This is a genomic window from Nitratireductor lacus (assembly GCF_056431025.1).
Genome location: NZ_JBWKMB010000001.1, coordinates 115,485 through 128,669, shown reverse-complemented (window position 1 = coordinate 128,669; position 13,185 = coordinate 115,485). Strand labels below are relative to the sequence as shown.

The 13,185-nt window shown below is 59.6% G+C and carries 21 protein-coding genes; 20 read left to right on the top strand and 1 reads right to left on the bottom strand.

What is annotated here, in order from left to right; genetic code table 11:
- Positions 1-14: 14 nt before the first annotated feature.
- Complete coding sequence (locus AC07E3_RS00700; protein WP_478360004.1) at positions 15-1,106, top strand: esterase-like activity of phytase family protein; 1,092 nt, start codon at positions 15-17, stop codon at positions 1,104-1,106.
- A 169-nt stretch (positions 1,107-1,275) separates the two neighbouring features.
- Here AC07E3_RS00700 and AC07E3_RS00695 read toward each other — a convergent pair whose 3' ends face one another.
- Positions 1,276-1,557 carry a hypothetical protein gene (locus tag AC07E3_RS00695; RefSeq protein ID WP_007010615.1) on the bottom strand — a complete coding sequence of 94 codons (282 nt, stop codon included), beginning with the start codon at positions 1,555-1,557 and terminating at the stop codon, positions 1,276-1,278.
- A gap of 466 nt (positions 1,558-2,023) precedes the next feature.
- Here AC07E3_RS00695 and rpsL point away from each other — a divergent pair, with 466 nt between their 5' ends.
- The 19 genes from rpsL to rpsN all read left to right on the top strand — a co-directional run bounded on the left by rpsL (position 2,024) and on the right by rpsN (position 13,181).
- Entirely contained in the window at positions 2,024-2,395 is a 372-nt protein-coding gene (rpsL, locus tag AC07E3_RS00690; RefSeq protein WP_007010616.1) for a 30S ribosomal protein S12, read from the top strand.
- 60 nt (positions 2,396-2,455) lie between these two features.
- Positions 2,456-2,926 (top strand): 30S ribosomal protein S7, encoded by a 471-nt coding sequence (rpsG, locus tag AC07E3_RS00685; protein ID WP_007010617.1) that lies wholly within the window; start codon positions 2,456-2,458, stop codon positions 2,924-2,926.
- A 27-nt stretch (positions 2,927-2,953) separates the two neighbouring features.
- Positions 2,954-5,044: an elongation factor G gene (fusA, locus tag AC07E3_RS00680; RefSeq protein ID WP_336071569.1), complete on the top strand. Its 2,091-nt coding sequence runs from the start codon at positions 2,954-2,956 to the stop codon at positions 5,042-5,044.
- A 75-nt stretch (positions 5,045-5,119) separates the two neighbouring features.
- On the top strand, positions 5,120-6,295 hold the full coding sequence (gene tuf, locus AC07E3_RS00675; RefSeq protein ID WP_336071567.1) for an elongation factor Tu: 1,176 nt from the start codon (positions 5,120-5,122) through the stop codon (positions 6,293-6,295).
- Positions 6,296-6,356: 61 nt separating this feature from the next.
- Positions 6,357-6,665, top strand: a complete 309-nt coding sequence (gene rpsJ, locus AC07E3_RS00670; protein ID WP_007009511.1) for a 30S ribosomal protein S10 — start codon at positions 6,357-6,359, stop codon at positions 6,663-6,665.
- An 84-nt stretch (positions 6,666-6,749) separates the two neighbouring features.
- On the top strand, positions 6,750-7,472 hold the full coding sequence (gene rplC / locus AC07E3_RS00665; protein ID WP_007009512.1) for a 50S ribosomal protein L3: 723 nt from the start codon (positions 6,750-6,752) through the stop codon (positions 7,470-7,472).
- The gene (gene rplD / locus AC07E3_RS00660) at positions 7,472-8,092 is read left to right on the top strand and encodes a 50S ribosomal protein L4 (protein ID WP_229446814.1); all 621 of its coding nucleotides are present in this window, start codon (positions 7,472-7,474) and stop codon (positions 8,090-8,092) included. Before rplC ends, rplD begins: the two co-directional genes overlap by 1 nt.
- Entirely contained in the window at positions 8,089-8,382 is a 294-nt protein-coding gene (locus AC07E3_RS00655) for a 50S ribosomal protein L23 (protein ID WP_007009515.1), read from the top strand. Before rplD ends, AC07E3_RS00655 begins: the two co-directional genes overlap by 4 nt.
- A 21-nt stretch (positions 8,383-8,403) precedes the next feature.
- The gene (gene rplB, locus AC07E3_RS00650; protein ID WP_292895762.1) at positions 8,404-9,240 is read left to right on the top strand and encodes a 50S ribosomal protein L2; all 837 of its coding nucleotides are present in this window, start codon (positions 8,404-8,406) and stop codon (positions 9,238-9,240) included.
- Between the two features lie 16 nt (positions 9,241-9,256).
- Positions 9,257-9,535, top strand: a complete 279-nt coding sequence (rpsS, locus tag AC07E3_RS00645) for a 30S ribosomal protein S19 (protein ID WP_009452531.1) — start codon at positions 9,257-9,259, stop codon at positions 9,533-9,535.
- 2 nt (positions 9,536-9,537) lie between these two features.
- Positions 9,538-9,927: a 50S ribosomal protein L22 gene (rplV, locus tag AC07E3_RS00640; protein ID WP_007009518.1), complete on the top strand. Its 390-nt coding sequence runs from the start codon at positions 9,538-9,540 to the stop codon at positions 9,925-9,927.
- The gene (rpsC, locus tag AC07E3_RS00635) at positions 9,927-10,634 is read left to right on the top strand and encodes a 30S ribosomal protein S3 (protein WP_223020757.1); all 708 of its coding nucleotides are present in this window, start codon (positions 9,927-9,929) and stop codon (positions 10,632-10,634) included. Before rplV ends, rpsC begins: the two co-directional genes overlap by 1 nt.
- A gap of 20 nt (positions 10,635-10,654) precedes the next feature.
- The gene (gene rplP / locus AC07E3_RS00630; protein WP_007009520.1) at positions 10,655-11,068 is read left to right on the top strand and encodes a 50S ribosomal protein L16; all 414 of its coding nucleotides are present in this window, start codon (positions 10,655-10,657) and stop codon (positions 11,066-11,068) included.
- 14 nt (positions 11,069-11,082) lie between these two features.
- Positions 11,083-11,283 (top strand): 50S ribosomal protein L29, encoded by a 201-nt coding sequence (gene rpmC, locus AC07E3_RS00625; RefSeq protein WP_478360003.1) that lies wholly within the window; start codon positions 11,083-11,085, stop codon positions 11,281-11,283.
- 11 nt (positions 11,284-11,294) lie between these two features.
- Entirely contained in the window at positions 11,295-11,537 is a 243-nt protein-coding gene (gene rpsQ / locus AC07E3_RS00620; RefSeq protein WP_007009522.1) for a 30S ribosomal protein S17, read from the top strand.
- Positions 11,538-11,602: 65 nt separating this feature from the next.
- On the top strand, positions 11,603-11,971 hold the full coding sequence (gene rplN / locus AC07E3_RS00615) for a 50S ribosomal protein L14 (RefSeq protein WP_007009523.1): 369 nt from the start codon (positions 11,603-11,605) through the stop codon (positions 11,969-11,971).
- A gap of 12 nt (positions 11,972-11,983) precedes the next feature.
- Positions 11,984-12,298: a 50S ribosomal protein L24 gene (gene rplX / locus AC07E3_RS00610; RefSeq protein WP_007009524.1), complete on the top strand. Its 315-nt coding sequence runs from the start codon at positions 11,984-11,986 to the stop codon at positions 12,296-12,298.
- Positions 12,291-12,848: a 50S ribosomal protein L5 gene (gene rplE, locus AC07E3_RS00605; protein WP_065815256.1), complete on the top strand. Its 558-nt coding sequence runs from the start codon at positions 12,291-12,293 to the stop codon at positions 12,846-12,848. The genes rplX and rplE overlap by 8 nt, the downstream gene beginning before the upstream one ends.
- 27 nt (positions 12,849-12,875) lie before the next feature.
- The gene (gene rpsN, locus AC07E3_RS00600) at positions 12,876-13,181 is read left to right on the top strand and encodes a 30S ribosomal protein S14 (RefSeq protein ID WP_007009526.1); all 306 of its coding nucleotides are present in this window, start codon (positions 12,876-12,878) and stop codon (positions 13,179-13,181) included.
- The last annotated feature ends 4 nt before the right edge of the window (positions 13,182-13,185 follow it).

Sequence of the window (13,185 nt, the reverse complement as noted above, 5' to 3'; positions counted from 1 at the left end):
ACGGAGAAACTCTCATGTTCACTAAGTTGGTCTTCGCTGCGGCATTGTCCGTTTCGGTGCAGTCTCTCGCCCACGCAGACGCCATGATGAAGCCCGCCTATCTCGGCGAAATCGTTCTTCCCAGCGGCCTCATGATCTCCGGCGTCGAGTTCGGCGGCATATCGGGCCTGGACTATGATGCAGAGGCGGGGGTGTTTTATGCGATTTCGGACGACCGGTCGGAGAAAGCGCCGGCGCGGTTCTATCGGCTGAAGCTTGCGATTGAGGAAGACGGCGTTAAGGGCGTCGATATCATCTCCAGCCATGTGCTGCAGGGGGAGAATGGCGAGCCGTTCGCGCCCAAAACGATCGATCCCGAAGCCATCCGCTTCGACGCTTCGCGCCAGAGCGTGTTCTGGTCGAGTGAACGCGACGTCGCGGGCAATCCAACGCTCTACGAGGCTGGACCGGACGGCGCATTCAAGCGCAGCTTCGCGATCCCTGAAGCCTATCTGCCGGATACTGCCGGCGAACGGGGCATCCGCAACAATCTGGCGTTTGAAGGGCTGACACTTTCAGTCGATGGAGAGACCGTCTGGGTCGCGACCGAGAATGCGCTCGTTCAGGATGGCCCGAAGGCGACGCTCGAAGCAGGCAGCCCGTCGCGCATTCTTGGCTTCAATGTGGAAAGCGGGGTGCCGGTTGCCGAATATGTCTACGAAACCGGCCCGATCCACCGGAAATCCGAAACCGAGCCCTATTACAACGATAACGGTCTGACGGAGATACTGGAGATCGAGGCCGGCAGGTTTCTTGCGGTCGAGCGTTCCTTTGCACTGGGGACTGGAAACGAGATCAATCTCTATCTCGTCGAAACGGCAGGTGCGAGCGACATTCTCGGCGCGGAAAGCATTGCCGACCGTGATGTCACGCCGGTCAGGAAGGCGCGGGTTCTGAAGATCGGGGAAGGGGATTTCGGGCTCGACGTGGATAACATCGAAGCGGTCTCCTGGGGACCGGATGTCGGCGGCAAACGAACCCTCGTCATGGCCTCCGACAACAACTTCAATCCCAATGGCCAGTTCTCGCAGTTTGTCGTGTTCACGCTGGAACCGGCGTTGAACTAGATCGCCGTGCGTCGCCTGCGGAAGCAGCCCGGCTGGCAGCCGGGCTTCTTCAGAGACTGCACCATTCGACCATTTCAAGGAAACGCCGCCCGGGGCACTCTGCCGTTTTCCTAATGCGTGTGGATGTCCGGGCGGTCCCTTCTGACTGTGAACGCCGTGGGGGCAGGACCTAGATTGGTTCGTCAAACGTGACGATCGCGATTTCGCCTTCAAGCGCGCCCTGCCAGGCGGAGAGATGAGGCTCCTCGTCCGGCTCACCCTCCATGTCCCCGATTCGATCAAGCTCAGCCTCGGCATAGCCTTCGCGGGCAAGGGCCTCCAGAGCGAGCCGCACGGCGGTGTCGTCGTCGGGTGCGAGCAGCATGATGTGCACACCTTCGCTCTCCTCGCCCTTTTCGCGCCAGACGCGGCCGGTGATGATGGTGACCGCGCGTTCTTCAGATTCGTTCATCGTTTTCCCTGATTCTTGCCAGACGGCGGATGCCTGTATTGCGAGGCCTGTTTTTCGCATGTAGCTTTGGAGAATGACAGAGGAGCGACGCGGTTTCGCTTCGAAAACCCGCCTGATTGCGCAATATTGTGTCGTTGCGCCTCGCCACTGCCGTGTCACTGGTGTTTGCGCCAGATAATTGCGCGGGTGGGGTTGACGGTTAACCGACATGCGAGTAATACCCGCTTCGTCCGAGCCGATGTGAGGCTTTTTCTTTCGGGGCGACGCGCCCTGGATCAGGTCTCAAACAGGGTTCGTTTTTGCGAGCGACAGAATTTGCGGCGCATGAAGCGGAAACGCTTCCTCTGCTGTATGTCCGGGCAAGACCGTTAAAGCGGTTTGGCAGCCCGGATTTATGCATGAACGCAGACTGTTCTTGAAGCGGCCCTCGGGCTTGAGACACGGAATTGTAACAAGGGAAGGTTTGATGCCTACCGTTAACCAGTTGATCCGCAAGCCGCGCATTGCGCCGGTTAAGCGCAATAAGGTTCCGGCCATGCAGGCCAACCCGCAGAAGCGGGGCGTTTGTACGCGCGTTTACACAACGACGCCGAAGAAGCCGAACTCGGCTATGCGTAAGGTGGCAAAGATCCGCCTCGCCAACGGGTTTGAGGTCATCGGTTATATCCCGGGTGAGGGGCATAATCTTCAGGAGCACTCCGTGGTCATGATCCGCGGCGGCCGTGTGAAGGACCTTCCGGGTGTGCGCTACCACATTATTCGTGGTGTGCTCGACACGCAGGGTGTCAAGAACCGCAAACAGCGTCGTTCCAAATACGGCGCCAAGCGTCCGAAGTAGGTTTCCCGGCTTCGGCGCTTTGTTTTTGAGCCGGGCCTTCGAAGGTAAGAGACGAAAAACATGTCCCGACGCCATCGCGCAGAAAAGCGAGAGATCAACCCCGATCCGAAATTCGGTGACACGGTTGTAACGAAGTTCATGAACGCCATCATGCTTGATGGCAAAAAGTCCGCTGCGGAGCGTATCGTTTACGGTGCGTTCGAGCAGGTTGAGGACAAGCTGAAGCAGGAGCCTGTTGGTGTGTTCCATCAGGCGCTCGAGAACGTTGCTCCGCACGTTGAGGTTCGTTCCCGCCGTGTTGGTGGCGCGACCTACCAGGTGCCGGTTGATGTTCGTCCCGAGCGTCGTCAGGCGCTGGCCATCCGCTGGCTGATTTCTGCTGCGCGCAAGCGCAACGAGACGACCATGGTCGATCGCCTTTCCGGCGAGTTGCTCGATGCAGCCAACAATCGCGGCACGGCCGTCAAAAAGCGCGAAGACACGCACAAGATGGCTGAGGCCAACCGCGCGTTCTCGCACTACCGCTGGTAGCCTTACGGATCGAAGAGGTACACGACGATGTCCCGCGAATATAAGCTCGAAGACTACCGCAACTTCGGTATCATGGCGCATATCGACGCCGGCAAGACGACGACGACCGAGCGCATTCTTTTCTACACCGGAAAGTCCCACAAGATCGGCGAAGTGCATGATGGCGCTGCGACGATGGACTGGATGGAGCAGGAGCAGGAGCGCGGGATCACGATCACGTCTGCTGCCACGACCACCTTCTGGGAAGGCCGTGATGGCAAGAAGCGCCGCTTCAATATCATCGACACGCCCGGACACGTCGACTTCACGATTGAAGTGGAGCGTTCGCTGCGCGTTCTCGACGGTGCGGTTGCGCTGCTCGACGCCAATGCCGGTGTTGAGCCGCAGACGGAAACCGTCTGGCGCCAGGCGGACAAGTACAAAGTCCCGCGCATGATCTTCTGTAACAAGATGGACAAGATCGGCGCCGACTTCTACCGCTCGGCGGAGATGGTCAAGACCCGTCTTGGTGCGCAGGCTGTCGTCATGCAGCTCCCCATTGGTGCCGAGAACGATTTTGCCGGTGTTGTCGATCTGATCGAGATGAAGGCGCTGGTGTGGCAGTCCGAGAACCTGGGCGCTGCCTGGGACATCGTCGAGATCCCAGCCGATCTTCAGGCCAAAGCCGAGGAGTATCGCGAGGCGCTCATCGAGGCTGCCGTCGAGATGGACGAAGGCGCGATGGAGCGTTACCTCGAAGGCGAAATGCCCTCGAATGACGAGATCCGCAAGCTCATCCGCAAGGGCACGATCGAGGTCAAGTTCTTCCCGATGTTCTGCGGTTCCGCCTTCAAGAACAAGGGTGTTCAGCCGCTGCTCGACGCCGTTGTGGACTTTCTGCCGTCTCCGATGGACGTTCCGTCGATCAAGGGCATCGATCCCAAGACCGAAGCAGAGATTGCGCGCAAATCGTCTGACGAAGAGCCTGTCTCCATGCTCGCCTTCAAGATCATGAACGATCCTTTCGTTGGCTCGCTCACCTTCTGCCGCATCTATTCGGGTGTGCTGAACAAGGGGGCTTCGCTTGCCAACACGGTGAAGGACAAGCGCGAGCGCATCGGCCGTATGCTGCAGATGCACTCCAATTCGCGTTCTGATCTGGAAGTGGCTTACGCTGGCGACATCGTCGCCTTGGCTGGCCTCAAGGAGACCACCACGGGCGACACGCTTTGCGATCCGACGAAGCCGGTCATTCTCGAGCGCATGGAGTTCCCGGATCCGGTGATCCAGATCGCCATCGAACCGAAGACCAAGGGCGACCAGGAGAAGATGGGCCTCGCGCTCAATCGTCTGGCAGCCGAGGATCCTTCCTTCCGCGTCAAGTCGGACGAAGAGTCCGGTCAGACCATCATTGCCGGCATGGGCGAGCTTCACCTCGACATCATCGTTGATCGTCTGAAGCGTGAGTTCAAGGTCGAGGCCAATGTGGGCGCGCCGCAGGTTGCTTACCGTGAGACGATCACCCGCGAAGCCGAGATCGACTACACCCACAAGAAGCAGTCCGGTGGTTCGGGCCAGTTCGCCCGCGTCAAGATCGTGTTCGCGCCGAACACCGAGAGCGAGGAGTTCGAGTTCGAATCCAAGATCGTCGGCGGTTCGGTCCCGAAGGAATACATTCCCGGCGTCCAGAAGGGCATCGAGAGTGTTCTTTCTTCCGGTCCGGTTGCAGGCTTCCCCATGCTCGGCGTGAAGGCCACGCTCATCGACGGTGCCTATCACGACGTTGACTCTTCGGTTCTCGCCTTCGAAATCGCCGCTCGCGCGGCATTCCGTGAAGGCGCCCAGAAGGCCGGTGCCCAGCTCCTTGAGCCGATCATGAAGGTCGAGGTTGTGACGCCGGAAGAGTATGTGGGCAGCATCATCGGTGACCTGAACGGGCGTCGTGGCCAGATTCAGGGCCAGGAAGCACGCGGTATTGCCACGGTGATCAACGCCATGGTGCCGCTGGCCAACATGTTCAAATACGTCGATACGCTGCGTTCGATGTCGCAGGGCCGCGCCCAGTACACGATGCAGTTCGATCACTATGAGCCGGTCCCCAGCGCTGTGGCGCAGGAGATCCAGAAGAAATACGCGTAATCCGCTCAGATACGTTTGCTACGGATTATCGAAAGTTGAAAGAGCCCGAACGGGCACAAGGAATGGAGAGCTCACATGGCCAAAGGTAAATTTGAGCGTACGAAGCCGCATGTGAACATCGGCACGATTGGTCACGTTGACCACGGCAAGACGTCTTTGACGGCTGCGATCACGAAGTATTTCGGTGAATTCCGCGCTTATGACCAGATCGATGGCGCGCCGGAAGAGAAGGCCCGCGGCATCACCATTTCGACGGCGCATGTGGAGTATGAGACGGACGCACGTCACTACGCCCACGTCGACTGCCCCGGCCACGCCGACTATGTGAAGAACATGATCACCGGCGCGGCGCAGATGGATGGCGCGATCCTGGTTGTTTCGGCAGCCGACGGCCCGATGCCGCAGACGCGCGAGCACATTCTGCTTGCCCGCCAGGTTGGCGTTCCGGCAATCGTGGTGTTTTTGAACAAGGTCGACCAGGTCGACGACGAAGAGCTTCTCGAGCTGGTCGAGCTCGAGGTTCGCGAGCTTCTGTCGTCCTACGACTTCCCGGGCGACGACATTCCGATCGTCAAGGGTTCGGCACTTGCCGCTCTCGAAGATTCCAACAAGGAGATCGGCGAGGACGCGATCCGCAAGCTGATGGCCGAGGTCGATGCCTACATCCCGACGCCGGAGCGTCCGGTTGACCAGCCGTTCCTGATGCCGATCGAGGACGTGTTCTCGATTTCGGGCCGCGGCACGGTTGTGACGGGTCGCGTCGAGCGCGGCATCATCAAGGTCGGCGAGGAAGTCGAGATTGTCGGCATCAAGGACACGACGAAGACGACGGTTACCGGCGTTGAGATGTTCCGCAAGCTGCTCGACCAGGGCCAGGCCGGCGACAATATCGGCGCGCTGATCCGCGGTGTCGACCGTGAAGGTGTCGAGCGCGGCCAGGTTCTTTGCAAGCCGGGCTCGGTTACGCCGCACACGAAGTTCAAGGCAGAAGCCTACATCCTGACGAAGGAAGAGGGCGGCCGTCATACGCCGTTCTTCACGAACTACCGTCCGCAGTTCTACTTCCGCACGACGGACGTGACGGGCGTGGTTTCGCTGCCGGAAGGCACGGAGATGGTGATGCCTGGCGACAATGTGACGGTCGACGTCGAGCTGATCGTGCCGATCGCCATGGAAGAGAAGCTGCGCTTCGCTATCCGTGAAGGCGGCCGCACCGTCGGTGCCGGCATCGTCGCATCGATCACTGAGTAAGAACGGCAACCTTCCGGCGCGGCGCGGTTCCCCGCGTCGCAGCGGAACAAGGAAGTGACACATGAACGGACAGAATATCCGTATCCGCCTCAAGGCGTTTGATCATCGCGTTCTTGATGCCTCGACGCGGGAAATCGTGTCTACGGCAAAACGCACGGGCGCGAACGTGCGCGGCCCGGTGCCGCTGCCCACGCGCATTGAGAAGTTTACTGTTAACCGGTCTCCTCACATCGACAAGAAGAGCCGCGAGCAGTTCGAGATGCGCACCCACAAGCGGCTCCTCGATATTGTCGATCCGACGCCGCAGACGGTCGACGCGCTGATGAAGCTCGACCTCGCTGCTGGTGTGGATGTCGAGATCAAGCTCTAGGGCGCAAGACAAAAAGTCAGGAACCCAAGCCTCTGACCGTGAAAACGGGCGAGGGGCTGGGAACCCCGAAAGGAAATCGAACCGATGCGTTCAGGTGTTATCGCACAAAAGATCGGTATGACACGCGTCTACAACGAAGCGGGCGAGCATGTGCCCGTGACGGTTCTGCGCATGGAGAACTGTCAGGTCGTTGCGCAGCGTACCGAGGAGAAGAACGGCTACACGGCTGTTCAGCTTGGCGTTGGACTGGCCAAGGTGAAGAACACGTCGAAAGCGTTGCGCGGCCATTTCGCGACCGCTTCCGTCGAGCCGAAGGCCAAGGTGGCCGAATTCCGTGTGTCGCCCGACAACCTTCTGGATGTCGGCGCAGAGATCACGGTCGAGCATTTCGTCCCCGGCCAGAAGGTCGACGTGACGGGCACCTCGATCGGTAAGGGCTTCCAGGGTGTCATGAAGCGCCACAATTTCGGTGGCGGTCGTGCAACCCATGGTAACTCAGTCTCGCACCGCTCGCATGGTTCGACCGGTCAGCGCCAGGACCCCGGCAAGGTGTTCAAGGGCAAGAAGATGGCCGGCCACATGGGCGCGCACCGCGTGACCACGCAGAACCTGGAGATCGTGTCCACGGATACCGAGCGCGGCCTGATCCTGGTTCGCGGTGCGGTTCCCGGTTCCAAGGGCGCCTGGATCACGGTTCGTGATGCCGTCAAGGCTCCGCTGCCAGACAACGTGCCGATGCCGGCCGCTATCCGTAGCAATGGCGCTGCAAAGGCTGAAGAAGCTGCCGCCACCGAGGGGGCTGAATAATGGACATTAAAGTTACGACCCTCGCAGGCAAGGATGCCGGGAAGCTGAAGATCTCGGATGAGATTTTTGGTCTCGATCCCCGCGAAGACATCCTGCACCGCGTCGTGCGCTGGCAGCTCGCCAAGAAGCAGCAGGGCACGCACAAGACCAAGGGACGCTCGGAGATCGCGCGTACCGGTGCGAAAATGTATCGCCAGAAGGGTACGGGCCGCGCCCGTCACTCGTCGGCTCGTGTACCGCAGTTCCGCGGCGGTGGTCGCGCTCATGGCCCGGTCGTTCGCGACCATAGCCACGATCTTCCCAAGAAGGTCCGTGCGCTCGGTCTAAAGCACGCTCTGTCGGCCAAGGCGAAGGACTCCAGCCTTATCATTATCGATGATCTGGCCCTCGCTGACGGCAAGACGAAGTCCCTGGTGGAGAGCTTCGCCAAGCTCGGCCTGAGCAACGCTCTGCTGATCGGCGGCGCGGAAGTCGATGCCGGCTTCAAGCGTGCTGCTCAAAACATCGCCAACATCGACGTTCTGCCGGTGCAGGGCATCAATGTTTACGACATTCTGCGCCGCGGCACGCTGGTCCTTTCCAAGGCCGCCGTCGAGGCCCTTGAGGAGCGTTTCAAATGACGGAGCTTCGCCACTATGACGTGATCGTCAGCCCGGCGATCACCGAGAAATCGACAATGGCGTCGGAAAACAACCAGGTGGTCTTCAATGTGGACCGCAAGGCGACGAAGCCGGAAATCAAGGCTGCTGTCGAGGCGCTCTTCGGCGTCAAGGTGACCGGTGTCAACACGCTTGTTCGCAAGGGCAAGGTGAAGCGTTTTCGCGGAACGATTGGCCGCCAGAGCGACGTGAAAAAAGCGATCGTCACGCTGGCCGAAGGTCATTCCATCGACATCGCGACTGGCCTCTAATCGGGCGGCGAGGAAGAGACAATGGCACTGAAGAAGTTTAAACCGGTAACCCCAGGCCAGCGCCAGCTGGTCATCGTTGACCGCTCCGGCCTTCACAAGGGCAAGCCCGTGAAGGGCCTGACCCAGGGTCTGACGGGCAAGGGCGGCCGCAACAACACGGGTCGCATCACCGCTCGTTTCCAGGGCGGCGGTCACAAGCGTACCTATCGTCTGATCGACTTCAAGCGTCGCAAGCTTGATATCTCGGCGACGGTGGAGCGTATCGAGTACGATCCGAACCGTACCGCGTTCATCGCGCTGGTGCGTTACGAAGATGGCGAGCTGTCTTATATTCTGGCTCCGCAGCGCCTGGCTGCCGGCGATAAGATCATCGCCAGCGACAAGGCGGTCGACGTAAAGCCGGGCAATGCGATGCCGCTTTCGGCAATGCCGATCGGCACGATCGTGCACAATGTCGAGATGAAGCCCGAAAAGGGCGGACAGATCGCACGCTCTGCCGGCGCTTACGTTCAGCTCGTCGGTCGTGACCAGGGCATGGCGATCCTTCGCCTCAATTCGGGCGAACAGCGCCTGGTGTCCGGTCGCTGTTTTGCAACCGTCGGTGCCGTGTCCAACCCGGACCATGGCAATGTCAGCCTGGGTAAGGCCGGTCGCAAGCGCTGGATGGGCAAGCGCCCGCACAACCGCGGTGTCGTCATGAACCCGGTCGATCACCCCCATGGTGGTGGTGAGGGCCGTACCTCCGGTGGCCGTCACCCTGTGTCGCCCTGGGGCAAACCCACAAAGGGCATGAAGACCCGGTCGAACAAGTCGACCGACAAGTTCATCATGCGCTCGCGCCACAAGCGCAAGAGCTAAGGAAAGGTAGCGGCAAGTGTCCCGTTCAGTCTGGAAAGGCCCCTTCGTCGACGGCTATCTTCTGAAGAAGGCCGAGAAGGTGCGCGATAGCGGCCGTAACGAGGTCATCAAGATGTGGAGCCGTCGCTCCACCATTCTGCCCCAGTTCGTGGGTTTGACCTTCGGTGTTTACAACGGCCAGAAACACATTCCCGTTTCCGTCTCCGAGGAGATGGTCGGTCACAAGTTTGGTGAATTTGCTCCGACCCGCACCTATTACGGCCATGGGGCGGACAAGAAGGCAAAGAGGAAATAACAATGGGCAAGGCCAAAGCGCCGCGCAGGCTTGCTGACAATGAGGCCCGTGCCGTATTGCGCACGATCCGCGTCAGCCCGCAGAAGCTGAACCTCGTTGCTGCGATGATCCGCGGCAAGAAGGTGGCGACCGCGCTCGCCGACCTGGAGTTTTCGCGCAAGCGGATCGCCGAGACCGTCAAGAAGACGCTGGAATCGGCAATCGCGAATGCGGAAAACAATCACGACCTGGACGTGGATGCGCTGGTCGTGGCCGAAGCCCATGTCGGCAAGTCGATCGTGATGAAGCGGTTCCATGCGCGTGGCCGTGGCCGCGCCAGCCGCATCGAGAAGCCATTTTCGCATCTGACGATTGTCGTGCGTGAAGTGGAAGAGAAAGTGGAGGCCGCCTGATGGGTCAGAAAATCAATCCGATCGGGTTCCGTCTCGGTATCAACCGCACGTGGGACTCTCGCTGGTACGCCAATGACGGCGAATATGGCGATCTTCTGCACGAGGATTTCAAGATCCGTAACTATATCGAGAAGGAGCTCAAGCAGGCTGCCATCTCGAAGGTTGTGATCGAGCGTCCGCACAAGAAGTGCCGTGTGACCATTCACTCTGCGCGTCCGGGCCTGATCATCGGCAAAAAGGGTGCAGACATCGAGAAGCTGCGCCGCAAGGTCTCGCAGATGACGAATGCGGAAACGCATTTGAACATCGTCGAGGTTCGCAAGCCGGAGATCGATGCCACGCTGATCGCTCAGTCGATCGCTCAGCAGCTCGAGCGCCGCGTCGCGTTCCGCCGCGCCATGAAGCGTGCCGTTCAGTCGGCCATGCGTCTCGGTGCCGAGGGTATCCGCATCAATTGTGCGGGTCGTCTCGGCGGTGCGGAGATCGCCCGGATGGAATGGTACCGCGAGGGCCGTGTTCCGCTGCACACGCTGCGCGCCGATGTCGATTACGGCACGGCCGAAGCAAAGACCGCTTATGGCATTTGCGGTGTGAAAGTCTGGGTGTTCAAGGGCGAGATCCTCGAACATGACCCGATGGCTTCCGAACGCCGTGCCACCGAGGGTGACCAGGGCGGTAGCAGCAACCGGCGTCGCGAGAACGCTTAGGAATTTTGGAGTAGAGAACGATGCTGCAACCAAAGCGCACAAAGTTCCGCAAGCAGTTCAAGGGCCGTATCCACGGCGCTGCCAAGGGCGGCACGGAACTCAACTTCGGGTCCTTCGGTCTGAAGGCTCTCGAGCCGGAGCGCGTTACCGCGCGCCAGATTGAAGCGGCCCGCCGCGCGATCACCCGCTACATGAAGCGTCAGGGTCGTGTGTGGATCCGCATTTTCCCGGACCTCCCGGTCACTTCGAAACCGACCGAAGTTCGTATGGGTAAGGGCAAAGGCTCCGTTGACTATTGGGCCTGCCGTGTTAAGCCCGGCCGCGTCATGTTTGAGATCGATGGCGTTGGTGCAGACATTGCGCGTGAAGCGCTGCGTCTGGGCGCTGCAAAGCTGCCGGTCAAGACGCGCTTCGTGCAGCGTATTGCAGAGTAGGAAAGGCGAACGCTATGAAGTCTGTTGATGTCAGGGCGATGACGCCGGACCAGCTCACCGACGAGCTGACAAAACTCAAGAAAGAGCAGTTCAACCTCCGCTTCCAGAAAGCGACCGGACAGCTCGAAAAAACCGCGCGCGTGAAAGAAATCCGTAGGGATATTGCGCGCATCAAGACAATCGCGGCCGAGAAGTCGGCCGGCAGCAAGGCCTGAGGACAGCGAACATGCCAAAGCGCGTTTTGCAGGGCACCGTGGTGAGCGACAAGAACGACAAGACCGTTGTCGTCCGCGTCGAGCGTCGCTTTACCCATCCGATGATGAAAAAGACGGTGCGTATGTCCAAGAAGTACAAGGCGCATGACGAAGAGAATGCGTGCAAGGTCGGTGATCTGGTGACCATCCAGGAGACCGCGCCGATTTCTAAGGACAAGAATTGGGTCGTCCTTAAAGACGCCCAGGCACAATAAACATTGAAATTGCCGGAAAGCGGAGTATCTGAACCGCTTTCCATTGAACGAGAAGGCGGCCAGTCATGATTCAGATGCAAACAAACCTCGATGTGGCGGACAATTCCGGCGCCCGTCGTGTCATGTGCATCAAGGTGCTTGGCGGTTCGAAGCGGAAGTATGCCTCCGTGGGCGACATCATTGTCGTCTCCGTGAAAGAGGCGATCCCGCGCGGCCGCGTGAAGAAGGGCGACGTGATGAAGGCGGTTGTTGTGCGTACGGCGAAGGATATTCGCCGCGCTGACGGCAGCGTCATCCGTTTCGACAAGAACGCAGCCGTTCTCGTCGACAACAAGAAAGAGCCCGTTGGCACGCGTATTTTCGGACCGGTTCCGCGCGAGCTTCGCGCCAAAAACCACATGAAAATCATTTCACTCGCGCCGGAAGTGCTCTAGGAGGCCGGGGATATGCAGAAGATTAAAAAAGGCGACAACGTCGTCGTTCTCGCCGGCAAGGACAAGGGCCGTACCGGCGAAGTGGTGAAGGTGATGCCAAAGGAAGACAAGGCGCTCGTGCGCGGTGTCAACCTGGTTCGCCGCCATCAGAAGCAGTCCGCCCAGGCAGAGGGCGGTATCATTACGAAGGAAGCGCCAATCCACCTGTCGAACCTGGCGCTGGCCGACCCGAAGGATGGCAAGCCGACCCGCGTTGGCTTCAAGGTCCAGGAAGACGGCAAGAAGGTGCGCGTGGCGAAGCGCTCTGGAGAATTGATCGATGGCTAATGCTCAGTACCAGCCGCGCTGGAAGAAGAAGTATGACGAGGTGATCCGCAAGGAGCTCCTCGATACTTTCAAGTACGACAATGAGATGCAGGTGCCGCGCATCGACAAGATCGTCATCAACATGGGTGTTGGTGAGGCGACGGGCGATTCCAAAAAGCCGACCTCGGCTGCTGAGGATCTCGCCAAGATCGCCGGTCAGAAGCCGGTCATCACGCGTGCTTCGAAGTCGATTGCCGGTTTCAAGGTGCGTGAGGGCATGCCGCTCGGCGCCAAGGTGACGCTCCGCAAGGACCGTATGTATGAATTTCTGGACCGCCTCGTGACGATCGCGCTTCCGCGCGTCCGCGACTTCCGCGGTCTGAACCCGAAGAGCTTTGACGGACGTGGCAACTTCGCCATGGGCCTGAAGGAGCATATCGTGTTCCCCGAGATCAATTACGATCAGGTCGATCAGATCTGGGGAATGGACATCATCGTTTGTACGACTGCAAAAACCGACGACGAAGCGCGGGCCTTGCTCAAGGCCTTTAACTTCCCGTTCCGGCAGTAACGGCAGGCGAGAAGAAGGACACTTTAAATGGCAAAAGTCAGCGCAGTCGAAAAGAACAAGCGTCGACGCAAGATGGTCGATCGCTACGCTGCCAAGCGCGCAGAGCTGAAGGCGATCGTCAAGGATCAGTCCAAGCCCATCGAGGAGCGCTTCCAGGCGCAGCTCAAGCTTGCTGCTCTCCCGCGCAACTCGTCCAAGACTCGCATTCGCAACCGCTGCGATGTGACCGGACGTCCGCGTGCGTATTATCGCAAGCTGAAGATGTCGCGTGTTGCATTGCGTGAACTGGGCAATAACGGGCTCATCCCGGGCCTGGTCAAGTCGAGCTGGTAAGGGG